We start from the raw sequence: 22,032 nt of genomic DNA on the forward strand, positions 1-22,032 counted from the left end.
CGCGCCGCCGCGCGGCGCGCCGGGGCATCACGCCGCGCCGAGATCCGCGAGCGGATGCGCGAACAGCTTCCACGGCGACGTCAGGAAATGCCGCACGCGTTCGGCGCGCACCTCGACCAGCGACGCGGGCGCCCAGCGCGGCTTGCGATCCTTGTCGACCAGATGCGCGCGCACGCCTTCGCAGAAATCGCCCTCCTCGATCGCGCGCGCCACGATACCGAGCTCCATCCGGAACGATTCGGCGAGCGTCATCTGCCGGCCGCGCAGCAGCGCCTCGCGTGTCACCGAAAGCATCGTCGGCGAATGGCTCGCGAGCGCGTCGAGCGTCGCCTGCAGCCATTGACGGTGCTCGCGCGACAGTTCCTCTCGCGCCAGCTCCTGCGTGAGCGTCGCGACGATCCGCTCGACGGTCGAGCGCTTGTCGAAGTGACGGACGATCCACGGCATCTGGCTGTCGAGCGCCGCATGCGGCACCACGTTGCACGGCGGCTCGAACACCTTGCGCAGCAGCGGCAGCGCGTCGCCGTCCCACCTGACGCTTTCGATGCGCGTCTCGAACGTGTCGAGCCATGCGGACGGCACGCACAAGTCCGCGAGCTTCGCGCTCAGCGCGTCGGCGCCCGACAGCATCGCGCCGGTCAGCCCGACGTACAGCTCGAGTTCGACCGGCATGCGCGCCAGGAAATGCGTCGCGCCGACGTCGGGCACGAGGCCGATGCGCGTTTCCGGCATCGCGATCTTGCTGCGCTCGGTCGCGACACGCAGCGCCGCACCTTGCGCGAGCCCCATGCCGCCGCCCATCGTCACGCCGTCCATCAGCGCGACGACCGGCTTCGGGAACGTGTGGATCGCATGGTCGAGCCGGTATTCGTCGACGAAGAACGGCAGCCAGGTCTCGCGCTGCGCGACCATCCGGTACAGCGCACGCACGTCGCCGCCCGCGCAGAAGCCCTTCTCGCCCGCGCCGCGCAGCACGACCGCGACGATCTGGTCGTCGTGGCGGCAGCGCTCGAACAACGCGGCCAGCTCGCCGATCATCGCGTACGACAGCGCGTTGAGCGCGGCCGGACGGTTCAGCGTGATCAGCGCCACGCGGTTCACCACGCGGAACAGCACCTCGGGCACGTGCTCCGCGAACGCGTCGTGATTCGTCACCGGCGTGCTCATCGTTGCGGCTCTCCGTCGGTGCGCCATTGCGGCGCGCGCTTGCCGAGGAACGCAGCGACGCCTTCGCGCGGATCGGCCGTGTCGAACAGGTCGACGAAGCGTTCGCGCTCGACCGCGAGCGCCGCGCCGCGCGGCACGCCGCAGCGCGCGAGGCCGATCAGCTCCTTGCTGTACGCGACCGCGTGCGGGCTCTGCCGCGCGACGTTGCGCGCGAGCGCCAGCGCCGCGTCGCGCGCGGCGCCGCTGTCGACCACGTCCTCGACGAGGCCGATCCGCAGCGCCGTCGCCGCGTCGACGCGCGCGCCGGTCAGGATGATCTTCTTCGCCCAGCCTTCGCCGACGAGCCAGGGCAGCGTCTGCGTGCCGAGCCCGCACGGCAGCAGGCCGACCGACGGTTCGGGCAATGCCATCTGCGCATGCGTCTCGGCGATCCGCAGGTCGCACGCGAGCGCGCATTCGAGCCCGCCGCCCATCGCGTAGCCGTTGATCGCCGCGATCGTCACGACGCGCGCGTCGTGCAGCGCCTCGAACGCCGCGCCGAAGCGCGCCGCCATCGCGCGCGCGACCGCGCGGTCGCCGTCGGCGAACGTGTTGAGGTCGGCGCCCGCGCTGAAGAACTTCGGCCCGTCGCCGGTGATCACCAGCGCGCGCACGCGCGGGTTCGCATTCAGTTCGGCGACGGTTGCCTGCAGTTGCTGCAGCCCGTCGGCGGTAAAGGCGTTCGCGGGCGGACGCTTGAGCGTCGCGCACGCGATCGCGCCGTCGTCGACGTAGTCCAGTTCGATCATCACGCGTCCTTCTTCGTTGCCGGTTGGTACAGGCGGATCACCGCCGAAAAATCGAGCTGGCCGTCGCCGCGGCTGCTCATCGTCTGGTACAGCTGCTGCGCGAGCGCGCCGAGATAGACGGGCTGGCGCGCCTGCTTCGCCGCGTCGTTCGCGAGGCCGAGATCCTTCAGCATCAGGTCGGTGCCGAAGCCGCCCGTGTAGCCGCGCGACGACGGCGCGGTCTCGATCACGCCCGGGTACGGGTTGTAGGTATCCGAGCTCCAGCAGCGGCCCGTCGACGTGTTGACGATGCCGGCCAGCACCTTCGGGTCGATGCCGAGCGCGACGCCGAGCGACATCGCCTCCGACACGGCCGCCATCGAGATGCCGAGCACGAGGTTGTTGCAGACCTTCGCGACCTGCCCCATGCCGGTCGCGCCGCAATGGACGATGTTCTTGCCCATGCCGGCGAGCACGGGCTTCACGCGCTCGAAATCCGCGTCGCTGCCGCCGACCATGAAGGTCAGCGTGCCGGCCGCCGCGCCGCCAGTGCCGCCCGACACCGGCGCATCGACGAACGCGCCGCCGTGCTCGCGCACCAGCGCGCCGAACGCCTGCGCGCTGGCCGGGTCGATCGTGCTCGAATCGATCACGGTCGCGCCCGCGCCGAGGCCGGCCAGCACGCCGTTTTCGCCGGACAGCACCGACCGCACGTGCGGCGCGGCCGGCAGCATCGTGATCACGAACGTCGCGCCCGACGACGCGTCGCGCGGCGACGCGGCCACCTGCGCGCCGGCGTCCTGCAACGCGCGCAACGCATCGGCGCTCAGGTCGAACGCATGCACGTCATGGCCGGCTTTCAGCAGGTTCAGCGCCATCGGCGCGCCCATGTGGCCGAGGCCGATAAATCCGATTTTCATGGTGGTATCCTCCGCCGCTCAGTGCAGCCGGATCGTCGTGTTCACCGGGCCGGCCGTCGCGTCGTCGTCGAACCAGCGCGCGGTGACCGTCTTGGTCTGCGTGTAGAACTGCACGACCTGCTTGCCGTACGGCCCGAGATCGCCGAGCTTCGAGCCGCGCGAACCGGTGAAGCTGAAGAACGGCACCGGCACCGGGATCGGGATGTTGATGCCGACCTGGCCGACGTCGATCTCGCTCTGGAACTTGCGCGCGGCCGCGCCGCTCTGCGTGAAGATGCCCACGCCGTTGCCCATCGGATTCGCGTTGACGAGCGCGATCGCGTCGTCGAGCGTGTCGACTTCCATCACGACCAGCACCGGCCCGAAGATTTCATGGGTGTAGACCGTCATGTCGGTCGTCACGCCGGAGAAGATCGTCGGCCCGATGAAGTTGCCTTCCTCGAAGCCCGCGACCTTCACGCCGCGGCCGTCGAGTTCGAGCTTCGCGCCCTCCTTCACGCCCGCCTCGATCAGCGACAGGATGCGCGCCTTCGCGCCGCGCGACACGACCGGGCCGACGTCGGTGCCCGCTTCCGCGCCCGCGTTGACCTTCAGCGTCTTCGCCTTCGCGACGAGATCGGGCAGCCAGTCGCGTGCCTTGCCGACGAGCACCGCGACCGACGTCGCCATGCAGCGCTGGCCGGCCGCGCCGAAACCGGCACCGACGAGCGCGTTGAGCGTCTGCTCGCGATTCGCGTCGGGCAGCACGATCGCATGGTTCTTCGCGCCCATCATCGATTGCACGCGCTTGCCGTGCGCGCTGCCGAGGTTGTACACGTGCGTGCCGACCGCCGTCGAGCCGACGAACGAGATCGCCTTCACGAGCGGATGCGTGCAGATCGCGTCGACGACTTCCTTGCCGCCGTGCACGACGTTCAGCACGCCTTTCGGTACGCCGGCCTCGATCGCGAGCTCGACCAGTTCCATCGTCGACATCGGGTCCTGTTCCGACGGTTTCAGCACGAACGTATTGCCGCAGACGATCGCCATCGGGAACATCCACAGCGGAATCATCGCGGGGAAGTTGAACGGCGTGATGCCCGCGCACACGCCGAGCGGCTGGCGCAGCGTGTAGGTGTCGACGCCGCCCGCGACGTTCTCCGCGAATTCGCCGAGCTGCAGCGTGCCGATCGAGCACGCATGCTCGACGACTTCGAGGCCGCGGAAGATGTCGCCTTCGGCGTCGGGGATCGTCTTGCCCTGCTCGGCCGTCAGCGTCCTCGCGATGCGCTGCTGGTTCGCGCGCACGAGATCCTGGAACTTCAGCATGATGCGCATGCGCGCGGAGATCGGCGTATTCTTCCACGTCGCATACGCGGCGTGCGCGGCCTGCACGGCCGCATCGACTTCCGCGACGGTCGCGAACGGCACGCGCGCGAGCACCTGCTGCGTCGCCGGGTTGACGATGTCGCGCCACTCGTTCGTGGCGGACTCGACGAAGGCGCCGTCGATCAGCAGCTTGACCGTCGGCACGTCTTGCCCCGTACGGGGCGTCGGATTCGCATTCATCGATCCTCTCTCCTTGCAGAGGGCCGCGAAGCGGCGTTCCGCCGCGCGGCCGGTTCAGTTCGGCGGCGGGCAACGGCCGCGACATGCGGCACGTGAGGCCCGCAGCCGGTCATTTCAGTTCGGCGGCGAAATCCTCTTCCCAGTATTCGCCGGGCATGCGCGCGGTCGCGTCGTCGCCGCGCTCGATTTCGCGGCGGCGCAGCTCGACGCGGCGGATCTTCCCCGAGATCGTCTTCGGCAGCTCCGCGAACTGCAGACGGCGGATGCGCTTGTACGGCGCGAGCTTCTCGCGCGAGAAGCGGAAGATCTCCAGCGCGAGCGCCGGGCTTTCCTCGTAGCCCTGCCGCAACGTGATGAACGTCTTCGGCACCGACAGCCGTACGGGGTCGGGGCTCGGCACGACGGCCGCCTCGGCGATCGCCGGATGCTCGATCAGCACGCTCTCGAGCTCGAACGGGCTCAGCCGGTAGTCGGACGACTTGAACACGTCGTCCGCGCGGCCGATGTAGACGTAGTAACCGTCGTCGCGGCGCATCGCGATGTCCGACGTGCGGTAATGGCCGTCGCGCATCGCGTGGGCCGTCGCGTCCGGGTTGTTCGCATAACCTTTCATCAGCCCGACCGGGCGCGTGACGTCGGCGCCGATCGGCAGCGCGACTTCGCCTTCGGTCACCGGCGCGCCGTCCGGATCGAGCAGCGCGATCCGGTAGCCCGGCAGCGGCCGGCCCATCGAGCCCGCCACGACCGGCTGGCCCGGCGAGTTGCCGATCAGGCAGGTCGTCTCGGTCTGGCCGTAACCGTCGCGGATCGAGATGTTCCATGCCTTCTTCACGCGCTCGATGATCTCGGGATTCAGCGGCTCGCCCGCGCCGACGATCTCGCGCAGCGTCACGTCGAACGACGCGAGCGGCTGCTGCACCAGCATGCGCCAGACGGTCGGCGGCGCGCACAGCGTCGTCACCCGGTATTTGACGAGCGCATCGAGCACGACCTTCGGCTCGAAGCGCGCGTAGTTGAACGCGAACACGCAGGCCTGCGCATTCCACGGCGCGAAGAAGCAGCTCCACGCATGCTTCGCCCAGCCCGGCGAGCTGATGTTCCAGTGGATGTCGCCCGGCTGCAGGCCGACCCAATACATCGTCGACAGATGGCCGACCGGATAGGTGCGGTGCGTATGCTCGACGAGTTTCGGCTTCGACGTCGTGCCCGACGTGAAGTACAGCAGCATCGGATCGTTCGCGTGCGTGACGGCGTCCGGCTCGAATTCGGCGCTCGCCGCATAACCGTCGTTCATCGCGAGCCAGCCCGCGCGCGGCGCGCCGGCGACGATCTTCCGCGCGAGGCCGAGGTCCGGTTGTTCGAACTTGGCGGTTTCGTTCTCGTCGACGATCGCGAATTTCGCGCCGCCGATCCGCACGCGGTCGCGCACGTCGTCGGGCGACAGTTGCGTGGTGGCGGGCAGCACGATCGCGCCGAGCTTCATCGCGGCGAGCATCGCGTCCCACAGTTCGACACGGTTCGGCAGCATCAGCAGGATGCGATCGCCGCGCACGACGCCGATCGAGCGCAGCCAGTTCGCGATCCGCGACGAGCGCTCGGACATCTGCGCGAACGAATACGGATCGCCCGAGCCGGTCGCCGCGTCGACGATCCACAGCGCGGGCTGCGTGTTGCCGCGCGCCATCGGGTCGAAGTAGTCGAGCGCCCAGTTGAATGCATCGAGCACCGGCCACTCGAAATCGCGATACGCGGTTTCGTAGTCGGTGCGATGGCGCAGCAGAAAATCGCGTGCGTCCAGGAATGCCTGTACCGTCATCGTGTCGTCTCCTGTCGATCCGCGTCGACGCTTCAGCGCTTGCGTGGATCCCATGCCTCGCCGTCAACCGGTGCGCGCGCTGCAGCGTGTGCCCGGTTTCCTCTGTTGCGGCGCACGGTCACGTCGTTGCGTGCCGCGTTCACCGCGCTGCCCTCGTGCCCTGCCTGATTGCCTGTCGTATGCCGGCTCGCCGGTTCGCGTGGCGGCCGGCGGCGCGCATCGCCGCTCAAAGCTGCCGCGCGATCACCATCCGCTGCACTTCGCTGGTGCCTTCGTAGATCTGCGTGATGCGTGCGTCGCGATAGTGACGCTCGACTTCGTAATCGACCAGGTAGCCGTAGCCGCCGTGAATCTGGATCGCATCCGAGCACACGCGCTCGGCCATCTCCGACGCGAACAGCTTCGCCTGCGACGCTTCCGACAGGCACGGCAAGCCGGCCGTGCGCAGCTTCGCCGCGTGGTGCACGAGCAGGCGCGCGGCGTTGATCTGCACGGCCATGTCGGCGAGCTTCTGCTGGATCGCCTGATGCTCGGCGATCGGCTTGCCGAACTGCACGCGCTCGCCCGCATAGCGGCGCGCCTTGTCGAACGCGGCGCGCGCGATGCCGAGCGCCTGCGCGGCGATGCCGATGCGCCCGCCCTCGAGGTTCGACAGCGCGATCTTCAGCCCTTCGCCGCGGTTGCCAAGCAGGTTCTCTTCGGGAATCGCGCAATGCTCGAACGTGATCGGGCACGTATCCGATGCGCGGATGCCCAGCTTCTTCTCGGGTTTGCCGACGATGAAGCCCGGCGTGTCGGTCGGCACCAGGAATGCGGAAATGCCGCGCTTGCCGGCTTCCGGATCGGTCATGGCAAAAACGATCGCCACCCCGGCACGCTGGCCGTTGGTCACGAACTGCTTCGCGCCGTTCAGCACCCACTTGCCGTCGCGCAATTCCGCGCGGGTACGCAGGTTGTTCGCCTCGGAACCGGCGTGCGGCTCGGTCAGGCAGAACGCGCCGATCACGCGGCCGGCCGCCATGTCGGCCAGCCAGCGATCCTTCTGCGCCGGCGTGCCGAAACCGAGGATCGGCCCGCAGCCGACCGAGTTGTGCACGCTCATCATCGTCGCGCACGCGGCGTCGCCGGCGGCGACTTCCTCCATCGCCAGCGCGTAGGCCACGTAGTCCGTATACGAGCCGCCCAGTTCCTGCGGCACGATCATCCCGAGCAGCCCCAGCTCGCCGAGCTGCGCGACGATCGCGTCGGGCAGGTGCGCGTCGTGGTCCCACTGGGCCGCGTTCGGCGCCAGCCTCTCGGTGGCGAACGCGCGCGCGGCATCGCGGATCATCCGCTGGTCTTCGGTGTAAAGCTCGTCCATGGTGCTGCTGTCTCCCGCGGCCGCCGGGCGCGACCGTCCATGCGTTTCGATGCAACAAGTGTAGGCAAGCAGGCGCGACTGTTCGATGCTCGCGTCGCTCATTTACACTGAGCGTTTTTGCCACACCGGCGACACCGATGAAGCAGGAAGACAAGGGAACCGTCGCGATCAGCCTCGTCGCGTACAGCGTCGCGCTCGCCACGCGGCGCGGCGTCGCGGCCGAGCCGCTGCTCGCGCAGGCCGGCATCGCGCCCGCGCTGCTCGCGCAGCCGCGCGCACGCGTGACCGCGCAGCAGTACGGCGCGCTGTGGAACGCGATCGCGCGCACGATGGACGACGAGTTTTTCGGGCAGGATCGCCACCCGATGCGCAGCGGCAGCTTCATCGCGATGAGCCAGTCCGCCCTGTCCGCGCGCGACGGGCTGCATGCGATGGCGCGCGCGGTGAATTTCATGCACTGCGTGCTCGACGACCTGCACGCGGAACTCGACGCGAACCCGCAGCGCGTGCGGCTGCGCTTCGTGCACCGCAACAACGGCGCGACGCCCGCGATGTTCACGTACGCGACCTATTTCATCATCGTGTACGGGCTGACCTGCTGGCTGATCGGGCGGCGCATTCCGCTGCTGCATGCGTGCTTCCGCTGCGACACGCCGCCCGCCGACCACGAATACCCGTCGATGTTCTGCGACGACATGAGGTTCAACGAGCCCGATTCGTATGTCGATTTCGATCCCGAATTCGCAACGCTGCCGGTCGTGCAGAACGCGAAGACGCTGAAAACCTTCCTGCGCAACGCGCCGGCCAGCTTCATCGTCAAGTACCGCAACCCGAATGCGCTCGCGCAGCGCGTGCGCGCGGTGCTGCGCGGGATGCCGCCCGCCGCGTGGCCCGGCGCGGGCGGGATGGCCGCACGGCTGCACGTGGCCGAGGCCACGCTGCGCCGCAAGCTGCACCAGGAGGGCCAGGCCTACCAGTCGATCAAGGACACGCTGCGGCGCGACCTCGCGTTCGAGGCGCTGGCCGACCCCGCGCGCACGATCGCCGACGTCGCGGCCGCCACCGGTTTCGCGGAGCCCAGCGCGTTCTATCGCGCGTTTCGCAAATGGAGCGGCCGCAGCCCGGCCGACTACCGCGACGAAGTGCTCGCGCGCGGCGGCGGCGCGGTCTGAATCCGGCCGGCGCGGCCATGGCTTCGCGCTTTGCGCCGAAACCGCCTAATCTTTAAGCATCGGGCCCACGCCCATTCCGCGAGCCGGACGGCGCGCGGCCGCGCGCCGCCTGGACGCCCCGATGCGCTTTCACCGTCATGAGCCGCCGCCGGCGCCTGCCGCGCCCGACGGTCGGCCCCGTCACCCGCTGTCCGCGCGGGTCGCGCGCGCCGCGCTGTTCGCGGCGCTGCTCGTCGTATGTGCCGCGGTCGCCGCGCCGTCGCCCGTCGACGCGCCCGCCGCGCGCCCGGTCATCGTGATCCCCGTCAACGGCGCGATCGGCCCGGCCAGCGCCGATTTCATCGTGCGTGCGCTCGAGCGCGCCGCCCGCGAGCACGCGCCGCTCGCGATCCTGCAGCTCGACACGCCCGGCGGCCTCGATACGTCGATGCGGCAGATCATCAAGGCGATCCTCGGCTCGCCGGTGCCGGTCGCCGCGTTCGTCGCGCCGGGCGGCGCACGGGCCGCGAGCGCGGGCACCTACATCGTGTATGCGAGCCACTTCGCGGCGATGGCGCCCGGCACCAATCTCGGCGCGGCGTCGCCCGTGCAGTTCGGCATCGGCGGCGCCGCGCCGCCGGGCGGGAACCCTGCCGCGCCGCGGCCGACCGGCGCATCGGGCGCATCGGAGGCGTCGGCCACGGCGGCCGCGCTGCCGACCGATACGCAATCGACCGAAATCCGCAAGGCGATGCAGGACGCCTCCGCCTACATCCGCGGCCTCGCGCAGCTGCGCGGGCGCAATGCCGAATGGGCCGAGCGCGCGGTGCGCGAAGCCGTCAGCCTGTCGGCGAACGAGGCGCGCGCGCAGCACGTGGTCGACCTGATCGCGCAGGATCCGGCCGATCTCGCGCGCCAGCTCGACGGCCACGGCGCGACGACCCCCGCCGGCACGGTGCGGCTCGCGACCGCGCATGCGCCGCTCGTCGTCGTCGAACCCGACTGGCGCAGCCGCTTCCTCGCGATCATCGCCGATCCGAACGTCGCGCTGATCCTGCTGACGATCGGCATCTACGGCCTGTTCTTCGAGTTCGCGAACCCTGGCTTCGTGCTGCCGGGCGTCGCCGGCACGATCTGCCTGCTGGTCGGGCTGTTCGCGATGCAGTTGCTGCCGATCAGCTATGCGGGCCTCGGCCTCGTGCTGCTCGGCCTCGGTTGCCTCGTCGCCGAGGCGTTCCTGCCGACCTTCGGCGTGCTCGGCTTCGGCGGAATCGTGTCGTTCACGATCGGCGCGCTGATGCTGATCGACACCGACGTGCCCGGCTACGGCATCCCGTGGCCCGTGATCGCGAGCCTCGCGCTCGGCGGCGGGCTGTTCGTCGCGGGCGTGTCGAGCGTCGCGCTGCGCGCGCGGCGGCGGCCGGTCGTGACGGGCGCCGAGGCGATGCTCGGCAGCGTCGGCGAAGTGCTCGACGACGGCCTTCATCCGGACCAGCCGCATGGCGCGGCCGGCACCGCGCCGTCCGCGGCGGGCTGGGCGCGCGTGCACGGCGAGCGCTGGCGCGTGGCGAGCAGCGCGCCGCTGGCCGCCGGCTGCCGCGTGCGCGTCACCGGCCGCCAGGGGCTGACGCTGACCGTCGCGCCGCTCTACGACATGCCTGCGCCGCCCCATCACCAGGGAGAACCTTCATGATCGGCTACACGTTCGGCTTCAGCGGCGTCCTGATCGTCTTCGTCGTCGTCCTCGTCGCGTCGTCCATCCGCATCTTCCGCGAGTACGAACGCGGCGTCGTGTTCATGCTCGGCCGGTTCTGGAAAGTGAAGGGGCCGGGGCTCGTGCTGATCATCCCGATCGTCCAGCAGGTCGTGCGGATCGACCTGCGCACCGTCGTGTTCGACGTGCCCCCGCAGGACGTGATCACGCGCGACAACGTGTCGGTGAAGGTCAACGCGGTCGTGTATTTCCGCGTCGTCGACCCGGAGAAGGCCGTGATCCAGGTCGCGCGCTTCTTCGAGGCGACGAGCCAGCTCGCGCAGACGACGCTGCGCGCGGTGCTCGGCAAGCACGAACTCGATGCGCTGCTCGCCGAGCGCGAGCAGCTGAACGCCGATATCCAGAAGACGCTCGACGCGCAGACCGATGCGTGGGGAATCAAGGTGTCGACGGTCGAGATCAAGCATGTCGACCTGAACGAGACGATGATCCGCGCGATCGCGCGGCAGGCCGAAGCCGAGCGCGAGCGGCGCGCGAAGGTGATTCACGCGGAAGGCGAACTGCAGGCGTCGGAGAAGCTGCTGCAGGCCGCGCAACGGCTTGCATTGCAGCCGCAGGCGATGCAGCTGCGCTATCTGCAGACGCTCACGACGATCGCGGCGGACAAGAACTCGACGATCGTGTTTCCGTTGCCGATCGATCTGCTGGGGGCGTGGCTGGACCGCCTGGGCGCGCCGCGCGAGCGCTGAAACGCAGGCGGTGCGGCCCGCGCGACGCCGCGGCCGGCACCCGGGCGGCGCCGGGCCCGGCGGCCCGACGCCCGGCCCGCGTCAGGCCAGCAGCTTGCGATCGGACTTGCCGTACTTGATCGACTTCTCGTCCGGGATCATCAGGCCCGTGTGTTCGTCGCGCCCCTGCAGCAGGAAGCGCGCGTCCGGCTTGCCGATCTGCTCGGCCGCGAGCTTGCTGTTCGCGCCGATCTCGCCCTTCTTCATCCGGTTCACGATCACGCCGGCCGCGGTGTCCTTGAAGTCGCGCAGCATCCACGCATCGCCGTCGCTGTCGCCGAACACCAGCAGCGGGCCGTAGCCCTTCTTCGACGCGAGGACGTTGCGGATGCCCACCGTCTTGCCGGGCCCCCAATTGAAGTGCCAGCCGGCCGGATAGGTACTCGTGTACTGGCCGTCCTGCATGTCGAGACGCAGGCCGATCACGTTCTCGGGCGCCACGCCGTAGCCATAGTTCGGATTGCCGGCGAACACGCGCACGACGTCGTCGAGCGACGCCGTGCTGACGTACACGTCGATGCCGTTCGCGCGCAGCGTATGCATCACCGCGCGGATTTCCTCGTGAATGCGGATGCCGTGGAAATGCGTGTCGGCCACCACGCCTGCCTTGCCCGGCAGCGTCTTCGGGCTTTCGTAGCGGACCTTGCGCAGCGCGTCGCCGATGCCGTAGTTGTTCGACGCTTCCGCCATCGCCTGCAGTTCGGCGGTCGTCATGTTCTTGTAGAAATAGATGATCCACTTGTAGCCGACTTCGAGCGGATGCGTGTCGCAGATCGCGTCGTACATGAAGTACAGCTTCGCGCGGAAATCCTTGAACTGGTCGGTCTCGCGAATCTCGTCGAGGCTCTTGTCGCCGCCGAAACCCTTGTAGTTCGCATGGAGCCAGCGGTAATCGGATTCGACGTCGGCGGCGAGATCCTCCATCGTCACCGGCTTGCCGTCGACGGTCGTGTAGTCCTTCATGAACGCGCCCTTCGGCACATCCTTCCACATCACGCCGACGAATTCGTCCGGCGTCAGCTTGTACTGCAGATGGTTGATCTGGTACATCAGCAACGCCTCTTCGCAGTCGTTCATGATGCACGTGTTGTCCCAGTCGAACACCGCATACGGGCGGCGCTTTCCGTCGTAGCGGGCGCTCGCGACGCCGTGCTGGTCGAGCACCGCCTGCAGGCGCGCGGCGTTGAACGGCGACCAGCGGCCCGGGTCCAGCGCGTCCGGCGCGGTCGCGCTCTTCGCGCGGGCCGTGCCGGCCTTGAGCATCAGCGACGACGCAGCGGTCGCTGCGGCAAGGGTGTTCATGAACTGGCGGCGTTGCATGGTCTCTCTCCTGGAAATGTCGAATCGGCTTCGGCCGCTGCCCCCGGGCGCTGCGCGGCGCACCGCCACCGCAAAGCCGGGACGGCTTCGAATCGGGGGCGAATGATGTGACGAAATTATTTCGGCAATTTGACAGCGTCGCGCCGCGACACGACGGAGAGTTGATCCAGCACGACATGCGCGGCTGGCGGCGGAACCGCTCGTGACACCCGCTGCCGCGACGCCGATCCCGACGCGCAGGGAACGGCAGGCACGACAACCGCGAAAACCGTCATCCGTCAGCCCTGACAAGACGCGATCCGGCGCGGCGCGGCGCCGCGTTCCGTTCTAGAGGAGGCCCTCCATTCCGCGTCTCCATTAGGACAAATCCCCACGTCCGTCGCCCCGGAACCGTCTATGATCTTTACATCGATCAATGACACATTAAATGCTGACTGAATAACCCGCGACGGCGACGCCGGCGGGCGCGTTCCGGATCAGCGCCCATACGGAGACGCACCATGGCCGATCACCATCCGCTGCCGGAAGTCCACCTCGACGAACTGCCGCAATTCCGCGCGGTCCAGCAGCTCGCGTACCGCTGCGTCGAAACCGTCGGCGCGATACTCTACCCCGGCATCACCGAAAAGGAAGCCGCGCGCCTGCTGACCGAATGGCTGCAGGACAACGGCGTGCACGACTGGCTGCACAAGCCGTTCGCGTGGTTCGGCGACCGCACCGCGTTCGAAGGCTTCTCCGGCCTCAAGCACATGGGCGGCTTCAATCTCGCGTTCTTCCCGAGCAATCGCCAGCTCGAAACCGACATGCCGGTGATCCTCGACGTCGCGCCGGTGCTCGACGGCATCGTCGCCGACGTCGGCTACGCGCACTGCCTCGGCCACAACCCGATCCTCGAACAGCTGCAGGACGACCTGATGGACCATCGCGACATGATCGTGCGGCTCGTGAAGGCGCGCCGTCCGATGGCCGAGGTCGCGCAGGAAGTCGACGCGCTGTGCCGCCGCCAGGGCGTCGAGCCGCGCCACAAGGCCTATCCGTTCAAGGTGCTCGCGCATCGCGTCGCGAAGATCCACAAGCTGTCGAAGCCGCGCTTCGTCGCGCGCTTCGGGCTGAACGCGACGCGCAACCTGCTGCTCGACCAGGGCCGCGCGGCGAAGCAGCAGGGCTGGTCGCCGCTGTGGTCGATCGACCGCCGCTCCGAGCATGCGCCGGTGCCGGGCCTGTGGGCCGTCGAGCCGCATCTCGGCTTCGCCGGCGTCGGCGCGAAATTCGAGGAGCTGCTCGTGATCACGGACGACGACGCGTACTGGCTCGACGACGACTTGCCGCACGTGCGCCGCTGGCAGCGCCGCCAGGCCGAACGCGCGCAGGCCGTTTCGACCGTGCCGGCCGCCGCCTGACGCGGCGCCCCTCCGACTCCCTGAACGACGGACTCACGATGCAGCCTCTTTCCGACGAAGCGCCGCTGGCCCTGTTCGAATCGGTTCACAGCGAGACGGCGGTCGCCTCCGGCGACCTGACGCTCGCGGTCAGGACCTGGGGCGACCCGGCCCGCTCGCCGGTCGTGCTCGTGCACGGCTATCCCGACGACAGCAGCGTCTGGCGGCACGTCGCGCCGCTGCTCGCGCGCAAGCACTACGTGATCGCGTACGACGTGCGCGGCGCGGGCCTGTCCGGCGCACCGAAGCGCACGGCCGACTATCACCTCGCGAAGCTGACCGACGACTTCGTCGCGGTGATCGACGCGCTCTGCCCCGGCCGCGCGGTGCACCTGATCGCGCACGACTGGGGCTCGATCCAGGGTTGGGAATTCGTCACCGATCCGCGCCTCGCCGGCCGCATCGCGTCGTACACGTCGTGCTCGGGGCCGTGCCTCGACCACGTCGGCTTCTGGCTGCGCGAACGCGTGCTGCGCCCGACGCCCGCGTCGCTCGGCAAACTCGGCGGCCAGCTCGTGCGCTCGTGGTACGTGTACCTGTTCCATCTGCCGTTCGTCCCCGAACTCGGCTGGCGGCTGTGGCTCGGCCGCGCGTGGCCGCGCCTGCTGCGCCGGCTCGAGAAGACGCCGGCGATGCCGCGCCCGACGCAGGCCGACGACGGCGCGCGCGGCGTGCGCCTCTATCGCGCGAACTTCATCCGCTGCCTGTTCGCGCCGCGCGAACGCTATGCGCATGCCCCCGTGCAGACGATCGTGCCGCTCGGCGACAAGTACGTGAGCCCCGCGCTCTCGGAGAACCTGTCGCGCTGGGTGCCGCAGTACTACCGCCGCGAAGTCGCGGCCGGCCACTGGCTGCCGCTCGCCGATCCCGCGCGCTTCGCGGATCTCGCCGGGCAACTGATCGACGCGGTCGAATCGGGCACCGAGCCGCCCGCGCTCGCGAACGCGCGCCGCCGCGCCACCAGCGGCCGTTTCAGCGGCAAGGTCGCGGTCGTCACCGGCGCGGGCAGCGGCATCGGCCGCTGCGCGGCGCTCGCGTTCGCCCGCGAAGGCGCGACGGTCGTCGCATGCGACATCGATCTCGCCAGCGCCGAACGCACCGCGCTGCTGCTCGGGCTGACCGGCGCGCACGCGCATGCGAAACGCGTCGACGTCGGGTCCGCCGACGAGATGGAAGCGCTCGCGGCGTGGGTCGGCAGCGAACTCGGCGGCGCGGACGTCGTGATCAACAACGCCGGCATCGGCATGGCCGGCGGCATCCTCGACACGAGCGCGCGGCACTGGGAGCGCATCCTGCACGTGAACCTGTGGGGCGTGATCCACGGCTCGCGGCTGTTCGCGCGGCAGATGGCCGCGCGCGGCACCGGCGGGCACATCGTCAATACCGCGTCGGCCGCCGCGTTCGGGCCGTCACGCGACCTGCCCGCGTATGCGACGACGAAGGCCGCGGTGCTGATGCTCAGCGAGTGCATGCGCGCGGAACTCGCGGAGCAAGGCATCGGCGTGACGGCCGTGTGCCCGGGTTTCGCGGAGACCGGAATCATGGCGTCGACGCAATACGCGGGCGCCAATGCCCAGGACGAAGCGCGGCTGCGCAAGCGCGCGACGAAGCTCTACCAGATGCGCGGCCTGAAACCGGAAACCGTCGCACAGGCGATGGTCGACGGCGTGCTGCGCAACCGCCCCGTCGTCGCGGTCGGCGGCGAGGCGCATGCGATGCGTTTCGTCGGCCGCTTCCTGCCGTGGCTCGGCCGGATGATCGCCCGCGTCAGCATGGCATCGCATTGACGGCGCATGACGCCGCACAGGGAGACAACATGACCGATACCGCCGACTACCACAAGATCAAGGCCCGGCACGTGAAATTCGACTTCAGCGACACGCCGGTCACCTGGGTGCCGAACGATCCGGGCAGCACGCACATCATCAACACGCTGAACCTGCTGTTCCCGGAAGGCGAGCTGTGGTTCTGCCGCGTGTACAACAAGGCGCTGCCGCTGATCACCGATGCGCGCCTGCGCGACGAGGCCGAAGGTTTCCTGCGCCAGGAAGCCGTGCATTCGCGCTCGCACGGCGGCGTGCTGAAGCACTACTACGACCGGCACGGGATCGACACGAAGCCGTTCACGCAGAAGCTCAACCGGCTGTTCACGCGCGTGCTCGGCGAACAGCCGCTCGGGCTGAAGATCGGCCACACGCGTTTCTGGCTGCGGCAGCAGCTGGCCGTGATCGCGTCGCTGGAGCACTTCTTCGGTTATCTCGGCAACTGGGTGCTCAACGCGCACGGTCTCGACGAAGGCCGTGCCGACCCGACGATGGTCGACCTGCTGCGCTGGCACGGCGCCGAGGAAGTCGAGCACCGCACCGTCGCGTTCGACATCTACCGGCACCTGGGCGGCACCTATCCGGAGCGCTGCGTGCACATGGCGTTCGTGATCGTGCTGCTGCTCTACTACATCACGACCGGCGCGAAGTTCATGTACCGGCGCGACCCGGACGCCGGCCGCTACCCGGGCTTCGTGCTCGCGTGGTGGCAGGGCTCGCGGCGCGGGCACCTGCCGTCGTTCTGGAAGGTGATCGGCGCGGCGCTGCGTTATTTCAAGCCCGGCTATACGCCGCACCACGAAGGGTCGACCGAGCAGGCGCTCGCGTATCTCGCGCGCTCGCCGGCCGCGCAGGCGGCCGCGCACGGCGGCAACTGGGGCACGGCGAAGGGCGCGTAACCGGGTTTCCGGCCGGTTCGGCGGGCGGCGCGCGCCGAAATGCGTACAATCGCGGCTTCAATTTCCCGGAGGTGCCGCGATGGCCATGAAGAAAACCGATCTCGAAAAGAACAAGGCGCTCAAGCTGACGCACGCGATGAAGCAGTCGAACTCCGCGCGTTTCGGCAAGGGTGCCGACGACGCGGCCAAGCTCGACCGCCGCGCGCAGCGCAAGCTCGACCAGGAACAGGGCCTCGTGCCGTTCGCGTGCAAGCTCAACGCCGAACTCGTCGAGCAGCTGAAGGCACGTGCGGCCACGCACCCGGAAGGGATGACGGGCCTGCTGTCCGAGCTGCTCGTGAACGGCCTCGCGCAACGCGACGCGTGACCGCCACGTATCTCGAAATTTCCGTTGACATTGCCGCGCTGCCACGACACACTCGTTCGCATGCCTATGCTCAAGCCCATCGCCATCGCGCATGAAAATCGAGTGAACGCCCATACGTGGCGAGCACCGGAGGCGCTTGTGCATTAGCATCGCGATTCAGTTACGCATGTCACAAGGCCTCGCCGGATTCGGATGAGGCCTTTTTGTTTTGGTGCGCGTCATCCTGTCCGGCTCAACGGATGGAGATGACGATGGACCAAGCAAGCCTGCTGGTTGTTTGCCGCGATCGCTGCCGCACCGATACGATCGCGTTGCCGAGAGTCGAGTTGCACTTCACGGTCGCGCCGCGCACGACGCTGGCATGGCGCGCGCAGCACGATGCCGAGGTCCGCGCACACGACGCGACGCTGTGGATCACGCGGCTGGGCTGCCTCGACGATTACTGGATACGAACCGGCGACGTGCTGCGCCTGCGGCGCGGCGATCGCATCTGGATCAGCACCGACGACGAGCGGCCCGCCGCGGCGTCGATCACGACCGCGTACGTGATGAAACGCGACGCGTGGCCCGCGCGAGCGCTCGCACGAATGCGCCGCATGCTGGGCGGGAGACATCGAAGTCGCGCGTGACGCATGCATCGTCGCGCGTGCGATCCGGGCTCGCCTCGACCTCATGAAACACCGCGCACGCGCGCCATCGGCTCACCGTCTAATATCTCGAAAATAGTCGTTGACAACACCGCGGCCCGACAACAAAATCGTTCGCATGCCTACGTTCAAGCTCATCGCCGTCGCGATTCATTGCTCGATGAACATTCGAAAGAATGATTCACGGGAGGCGCTTGTGCGTTAGCAATCGAGCAGTACCGCATGTCACACGAGGCCTCACCGGAAACGGATGAGGCCTTTTTGTTCTGGTGCGCGTCATCCGTCCGGCTCACTGAATGGAGAAGACGATGGACCAGGCAAGCCCGTTGTTCGACCGTCCCGATCGGCGCCGCGCCGGCACGATCGCGTTACCGACCGTCGTGATCCGTTTCGCGGTCGCTCCGCGCACGACGATGACCTGGCGTGCGCCGCGGGATGCGGAGCTCCGCACGCAGGGCGCGGCGCTGTGGGTCACGCGCCCGCCGAACGTCGACGATTTTTGGGTGCGGCCCGGCGACGTGCTGCGCATCGCGCGCGGCGAGCGCATCTGGCTCGGCACCGATGGCGACCGGTCGGCCGAAGCGACGATCACGACCGCGTACGTGCGGCGCGGCGAGCACTTGAGGCGCATGCTCGCGCAAGTGCAACGTTGGCTAGTCGGGATAGGGAGAAGAAGCGGATGAGCGACGTGCGGTCACGCACGCGGGACGCGGAACGGCCGCGGCCGGAAACGGACGCACCCGCGGCGCAATGCGCCGCGGGTGCGCATCGAATGTCGCGGCCCGCGAATGCGGGCCGCGAGCGATCGCACGCCGTGCGCAACAACCGGATGCAGTGCGTGCATCAGGTGCTGGCGGCGAGACGCGGGCCCGTGCTCCGGGGAGTGGAATCGACGTCGGGACGTTGCGCTGCCTGCGAGGTCACCCACGGATCGATGCCCTGCTTCTGCACCTCTTCGAGGAATGACACGCGTGTGCGCCAGTAATCCGCTTGTAATTTCGCATCGATGACGCGCTGTTCGGCTGCGAACAGTTCCATGCGCGCCGTCACGAGCATCGACGCAGCGGTTTTTTCCGGCGTGGGGGCGTGTCGCATCGCCCAACGGCTGATCCAGTTCAACATGCTGACCTCCGTGATTACGGACGAACCCGCATCGGGCAATCGCAATCGGCCGTGCCTGCCCGAACGCGCAACGGCCTTGACCGCCATTCACCGCCTGGCCTGCACGGACTGCGACTCCCCCGCGTCGGCAATTACCGGCCGGCGTGTGCATGCGCGGTGTATCTATCCTAGAAAGACTTGCCGGTTTACGCGATGGGGTCTTGCAATCTTTTACACAGAAACCACAGTCGCCCCCGCATCGCGAAATGACAGTTGCGGACGGGACGGCTTCGGCGCAGCATAGCCCGATACCTGCCACCGCCTGGGCTGACGAATGTCCGCCGCACGCCGCCGTCGTGCCTCCGCACCGGCCGCGCGCGGGCGCCGCCTGCACCGTGTTCGTGCAGCATGCGGGCGCGCCGTTTGCGTCGCCGGTCGTCGCGCATCCGCCACGCGCGATGCGGCCGCCGCGCCGTTGCACACGCATCGGCCGGTTTCGCCTGCCCGCCTGCCATCGTTTCCACCGTTTCCGCCATTTCTGCCGGCCCGTGCCGCGCGAACCGGTAAAATGCGCGCCTTCGTCGCGCGGCCGGGCTGCCAGACCGTTCGCGCGCAGGCAACCGATCGTGCCCTCCAACTATATCGTCCGAGCTATCCGCGCTATTACAATCCGCCGATAGCCAGGAAATAGTGGCTGGTTACATTAAGCCCGCCGCGCGCTGCCTGCACAACAATTCGGCACAACAATCAACACGACAACCCGACCGGAGAAACGCCTTCATGGAATCCATCAAGCGGTATTTCGGCTTCGCTGAAGCCGGCACCGACTTCCGCACCGAAATACTCGCGGGCGTCACCACGTTCCTGACGATGGCCTACATCATCTTCGTCAACCCCGCGATCCTCGGCGACGCCGGCATGCCGAAGGAATCCGTGTTCGTCGCGACCTGCCTCGTCGCGGCGCTGGCATCGATCATCATGGGGCTGTACGCGAACTACCCGATCGCGTGCGCGCCCGGCATGGGCCTGAACGCGTATTTCGCCTACACGGTCGTCAAGGGGATGGGCTTCACCTGGCAGGCCGCACTCGGCGCGGTATTCATTTCCGGCTGCCTGTTCCTGCTCGTCACGCTGTTCCGCGTGCGCGAGGCGATCGTCAACGGCATTCCGAAATCGCTGCGGATCTCGATCACCGCCGGCATCGGCCTGTTCCTCGGCATCATCTCGCTGAAGACGTCGGGCGTGATCGTCGGCAACCCGGCCACGCTCGTCACGCTCGGCGACCTGCACAAGCATGAGACGATCCTCGCGATCGTCGGCTTCTTCACGATCGTCACGCTCGACCACCTGCGCGTGCGCGGCGCGATCCTGATCGGCATCATCGGCGTCACGGTCCTGTCGTTCTTCTTCGCCGGCAACCAGTTCCACGGCGTGTTCTCCGCGCCGCCGTCGATCGATGCGACGCTGTTCAAGCTGGACATCGGCGCCGCGCTGTCGACCGGGATCATCAACGTGATCCTCGTGTTCTTCCTCGTCGAGCTGTTCGACGCAACGGGCACGCTGATGGGTGTCGCGAACCGCGCGGGCCTGCTCGTCGAAGGCAAGATGAACCGCCTGAACAAGGCGCTGCTCGCCGACAGCACCGCGATCGTGGCGGGCTCGGTGCTCGGCACGTCGTCGACCACCGCGTACATCGAAAGCGCATCGGGCGTGCAGGCCGGCGGCCGCACGGGCGTGACGGCCATCACCGTCGCGGTGCTGTTCCTCGCGTGCCTGTTCATCGCACCGCTCGCCGGCGTCGTGCCGGCCTACGCAACGGCGCCGGCGCTGCTGTACGTGTCGTGCCTGATGCTGCGCGAGATGGTCGAGGTGCCGTGGGACGATGCGACGGAAGCCGTGCCGGCCGCGCTGACCGCGCTGCTGATGCCGTTCACGTACTCGATCGCGAACGGCGTCGCGTTCGGCTTCATCGCGTACGGCGGCCTCAAGCTGCTGACGGGCCAGGCGCGCACGGTCAAGCCGATCGTCTGGATCATCGCGGCCGTGTTCCTGTTCCGCTTCTTCTATCTCGGCAGCGAGTAAGCGACACGCCGCGCCGCGGATGAAAAAACGCCACCTTCGGGTGGCGTTCTTGTTTTCGCACTTTCGCACGACTCCTTGCGCGATCCCGGCGCGTCGACGCACCGTGCCGTACATATGCGCCGGACAACCGGCGGCGCCCGCATACGAAAATGCCGCCCGGCCCGCCGAACGGCATTGCATGGCAACGTCTTCGCGTGCGCCGCGCTTGATCGCGCGCGCCGCGAGACGAGCGTCGTGTCGTCAGCGCCAGTTGGCCTCGTAGAAGCGCACGTAACCGCTGCGCAGCGTCACGCATTGCGCGCGCGTCTCCGACAGCAGGCGCCGCGCAGCCGCCTCGATACGGTCGCGGTGCTGGTCGAATGCGCCGACCATGTCCTCGAAGCGCGGCGATGCCGCACCGAAGTGGTCTTCCAGCGCCTCGGCGGTGATCTGACATTGGACGCGCTCGCCATTGACCAGTGCCGTGAACGCAAGCATCAGGTCGCGCCCCGAATACTCGGGCTTCTCGTTCGTGAAATGGATCTGCATGGGAGCCGCCTCGACCGGTAGAAAACGAATGACCGCGTCCGTCGTCCGCCACCGGCCGGACGAAATGTACGCGGGCTCGCCGGCGGAGGCCACGACCGCGGGGGATGGGGCGGTCGACGCATGCCGGTTGCTTTCCACTTTAGACGGTTTCGCGCAGGAGACAAATTTTCCCGCATGCGTCGTTCCGACGCGCCATTCCTCAGATCAGCACGGCATCGGGCACCGTTTCGGAAACGGGCTTCAGTGCGGATCGGTAGGCCAGACGTTGAGCGCGATCGCGGCGGTCGTGACGCCCACCGCAATCGCGGCCGCCCCGTATTGGACCGCATCGGCCAGATCGAACAGCAATCCGTGGATCGCCACGGCGATGCCGCCCAGCATGATGAACGTGGCGATGGCCGCCAGCACGACTCTCAGTTCCGTCCGAACCATGATGCGTCTCCCGAACGGATGCATGTCGCGTCGCATGCATGTTGCAATGCGGAACACGGCGCGTGCGTGCTCCATTTCCATCATTGCAGGCGGGCGCCTGAAAGCAAGGAGATTTTGTTCCCGGTCGCGCATCGCACGTGGCGCTTGTATGATGATGCGTACC

At 68.3% G+C, this 22,032-nt stretch carries 20 protein-coding genes; 10 read left to right on the forward strand and 10 right to left on the reverse strand.

Going from position 1 to position 22,032, the window contains the following annotated elements:
* Positions 1–27: 27 nt before the first annotated feature.
* The 6 genes from WJ12_RS30880 to WJ12_RS30905 all read right to left on the reverse strand — a co-directional run bounded on the left by WJ12_RS30880 (position 28) and on the right by WJ12_RS30905 (position 7,578).
* Positions 28–1,167 (reverse strand): enoyl-CoA hydratase/isomerase family protein, encoded by a 1,140-nt coding sequence (locus WJ12_RS30880; protein WP_059556846.1) that lies wholly within the window; start codon positions 1,165–1,167, stop codon positions 28–30.
* Positions 1,164–1,955 carry an enoyl-CoA hydratase gene (locus WJ12_RS30885; RefSeq protein ID WP_059556847.1) on the reverse strand — a complete coding sequence of 264 codons (792 nt, stop codon included), beginning with the start codon at positions 1,953–1,955 and terminating at the stop codon, positions 1,164–1,166. Before WJ12_RS30885 ends, WJ12_RS30880 begins: the two co-directional genes overlap by 4 nt.
* Positions 1,955–2,854, reverse strand: coding sequence for a 3-hydroxyisobutyrate dehydrogenase (mmsB, locus tag WJ12_RS30890; RefSeq protein WP_059556848.1), 900 nt, complete (start codon positions 2,852–2,854; stop codon positions 1,955–1,957). Before mmsB ends, WJ12_RS30885 begins: the two co-directional genes overlap by 1 nt.
* An 18-nt stretch (positions 2,855–2,872) precedes the next feature.
* Positions 2,873–4,402, reverse strand: coding sequence for a CoA-acylating methylmalonate-semialdehyde dehydrogenase (locus WJ12_RS30895; RefSeq protein ID WP_034189305.1), 1,530 nt, complete (start codon positions 4,400–4,402; stop codon positions 2,873–2,875).
* A 109-nt stretch (positions 4,403–4,511) separates the two neighbouring features.
* Positions 4,512–6,218, reverse strand: coding sequence for an AMP-binding protein (locus tag WJ12_RS30900; RefSeq protein WP_034189304.1), 1,707 nt, complete (start codon positions 6,216–6,218; stop codon positions 4,512–4,514).
* Between the two features lie 226 nt (positions 6,219–6,444).
* Positions 6,445–7,578 carry an acyl-CoA dehydrogenase family protein gene (locus WJ12_RS30905; protein ID WP_034189303.1) on the reverse strand — a complete coding sequence of 378 codons (1,134 nt, stop codon included), beginning with the start codon at positions 7,576–7,578 and terminating at the stop codon, positions 6,445–6,447.
* A 137-nt stretch (positions 7,579–7,715) separates the two neighbouring features.
* Here WJ12_RS30905 and WJ12_RS30910 point away from each other — a divergent pair, with 137 nt between their 5' ends.
* The 3 genes from WJ12_RS30910 (at position 7,716) to WJ12_RS30920 (ending at position 11,192) form a co-directional block, all read left to right on the forward strand.
* Positions 7,716–8,750, forward strand: coding sequence for an AraC family transcriptional regulator (locus WJ12_RS30910; protein ID WP_059556849.1), 1,035 nt, complete (start codon positions 7,716–7,718; stop codon positions 8,748–8,750).
* A gap of 121 nt (positions 8,751–8,871) precedes the next feature.
* Positions 8,872–10,422: an NfeD family protein gene (locus WJ12_RS30915; protein WP_059556850.1), complete on the forward strand. Its 1,551-nt coding sequence runs from the start codon at positions 8,872–8,874 to the stop codon at positions 10,420–10,422.
* The gene (locus tag WJ12_RS30920; protein WP_034186196.1) at positions 10,419–11,192 is read left to right on the forward strand and encodes a slipin family protein; all 774 of its coding nucleotides are present in this window, start codon (positions 10,419–10,421) and stop codon (positions 11,190–11,192) included. Before WJ12_RS30915 ends, WJ12_RS30920 begins: the two co-directional genes overlap by 4 nt.
* Positions 11,193–11,273: 81 nt before the next feature.
* On the opposite strand, the gene WJ12_RS30925 is transcribed toward WJ12_RS30920, so the two are convergent.
* The gene (locus tag WJ12_RS30925) at positions 11,274–12,551 is read right to left on the reverse strand and encodes an HAD family hydrolase (protein ID WP_059556851.1); all 1,278 of its coding nucleotides are present in this window, start codon (positions 12,549–12,551) and stop codon (positions 11,274–11,276) included.
* 500 nt (positions 12,552–13,051) lie between these two features.
* On the opposite strand from WJ12_RS30925, the gene WJ12_RS30930 reads away from it, so the two are divergent.
* The 6 genes from WJ12_RS30930 to WJ12_RS30955 all read left to right on the forward strand — a co-directional run bounded on the left by WJ12_RS30930 (position 13,052) and on the right by WJ12_RS30955 (position 18,409).
* Entirely contained in the window at positions 13,052–13,951 is a 900-nt protein-coding gene (locus tag WJ12_RS30930; protein WP_059556852.1) for a M24 family metallopeptidase, read from the forward strand.
* Between the two features lie 38 nt (positions 13,952–13,989).
* A complete protein-coding gene (locus tag WJ12_RS30935; protein ID WP_059556853.1) occupies positions 13,990–15,777 on the forward strand; it encodes an SDR family oxidoreductase in 1,788 nt (595 codons plus the stop codon).
* Between the two features lie 29 nt (positions 15,778–15,806).
* Positions 15,807–16,712, forward strand: a complete 906-nt coding sequence (locus WJ12_RS30940; protein WP_034186192.1) for a metal-dependent hydrolase — start codon at positions 15,807–15,809, stop codon at positions 16,710–16,712.
* A gap of 79 nt (positions 16,713–16,791) precedes the next feature.
* Positions 16,792–17,079: a hypothetical protein gene (locus tag WJ12_RS30945; protein WP_034186191.1), complete on the forward strand. Its 288-nt coding sequence runs from the start codon at positions 16,792–16,794 to the stop codon at positions 17,077–17,079.
* Between the two features lie 251 nt (positions 17,080–17,330).
* Positions 17,331–17,708 carry a DUF2917 domain-containing protein gene (locus WJ12_RS30950; RefSeq protein WP_049035205.1) on the forward strand — a complete coding sequence of 126 codons (378 nt, stop codon included), beginning with the start codon at positions 17,331–17,333 and terminating at the stop codon, positions 17,706–17,708.
* Between the two features lie 326 nt (positions 17,709–18,034).
* On the forward strand, positions 18,035–18,409 hold the full coding sequence (locus tag WJ12_RS30955; protein ID WP_059556963.1) for a DUF2917 domain-containing protein: 375 nt from the start codon (positions 18,035–18,037) through the stop codon (positions 18,407–18,409).
* A gap of 160 nt (positions 18,410–18,569) precedes the next feature.
* Here the strand turns inward: WJ12_RS30955 and WJ12_RS30960 are convergent, their stop codons facing one another.
* Positions 18,570–18,848, reverse strand: a complete 279-nt coding sequence (locus tag WJ12_RS30960; protein ID WP_034186190.1) for a hypothetical protein — start codon at positions 18,846–18,848, stop codon at positions 18,570–18,572.
* Between the two features lie 759 nt (positions 18,849–19,607).
* On the opposite strand from WJ12_RS30960, the gene WJ12_RS30965 reads away from it, so the two are divergent.
* A complete protein-coding gene (locus tag WJ12_RS30965; RefSeq protein WP_034186189.1) occupies positions 19,608–20,909 on the forward strand; it encodes an NCS2 family permease in 1,302 nt (433 codons plus the stop codon).
* Positions 20,910–21,149: 240 nt separating this feature from the next.
* On the opposite strand, the gene WJ12_RS30970 is transcribed toward WJ12_RS30965, so the two are convergent.
* The gene (locus WJ12_RS30970) at positions 21,150–21,437 is read right to left on the reverse strand and encodes a DUF1488 family protein (protein WP_011354308.1); all 288 of its coding nucleotides are present in this window, start codon (positions 21,435–21,437) and stop codon (positions 21,150–21,152) included.
* Between the two features lie 240 nt (positions 21,438–21,677).
* On the reverse strand, positions 21,678–21,953 hold the full coding sequence (locus WJ12_RS30975) for a DUF2964 family protein (protein ID WP_226103934.1): 276 nt from the start codon (positions 21,951–21,953) through the stop codon (positions 21,678–21,680).
* Between the last annotated feature and the right edge of the window lie 79 nt (positions 21,954–22,032).

It is taken from the genome of Burkholderia seminalis (assembly GCF_001718535.1).
Lineage (GTDB): Bacteria > Pseudomonadota > Gammaproteobacteria > Burkholderiales > Burkholderiaceae > Burkholderia > Burkholderia seminalis.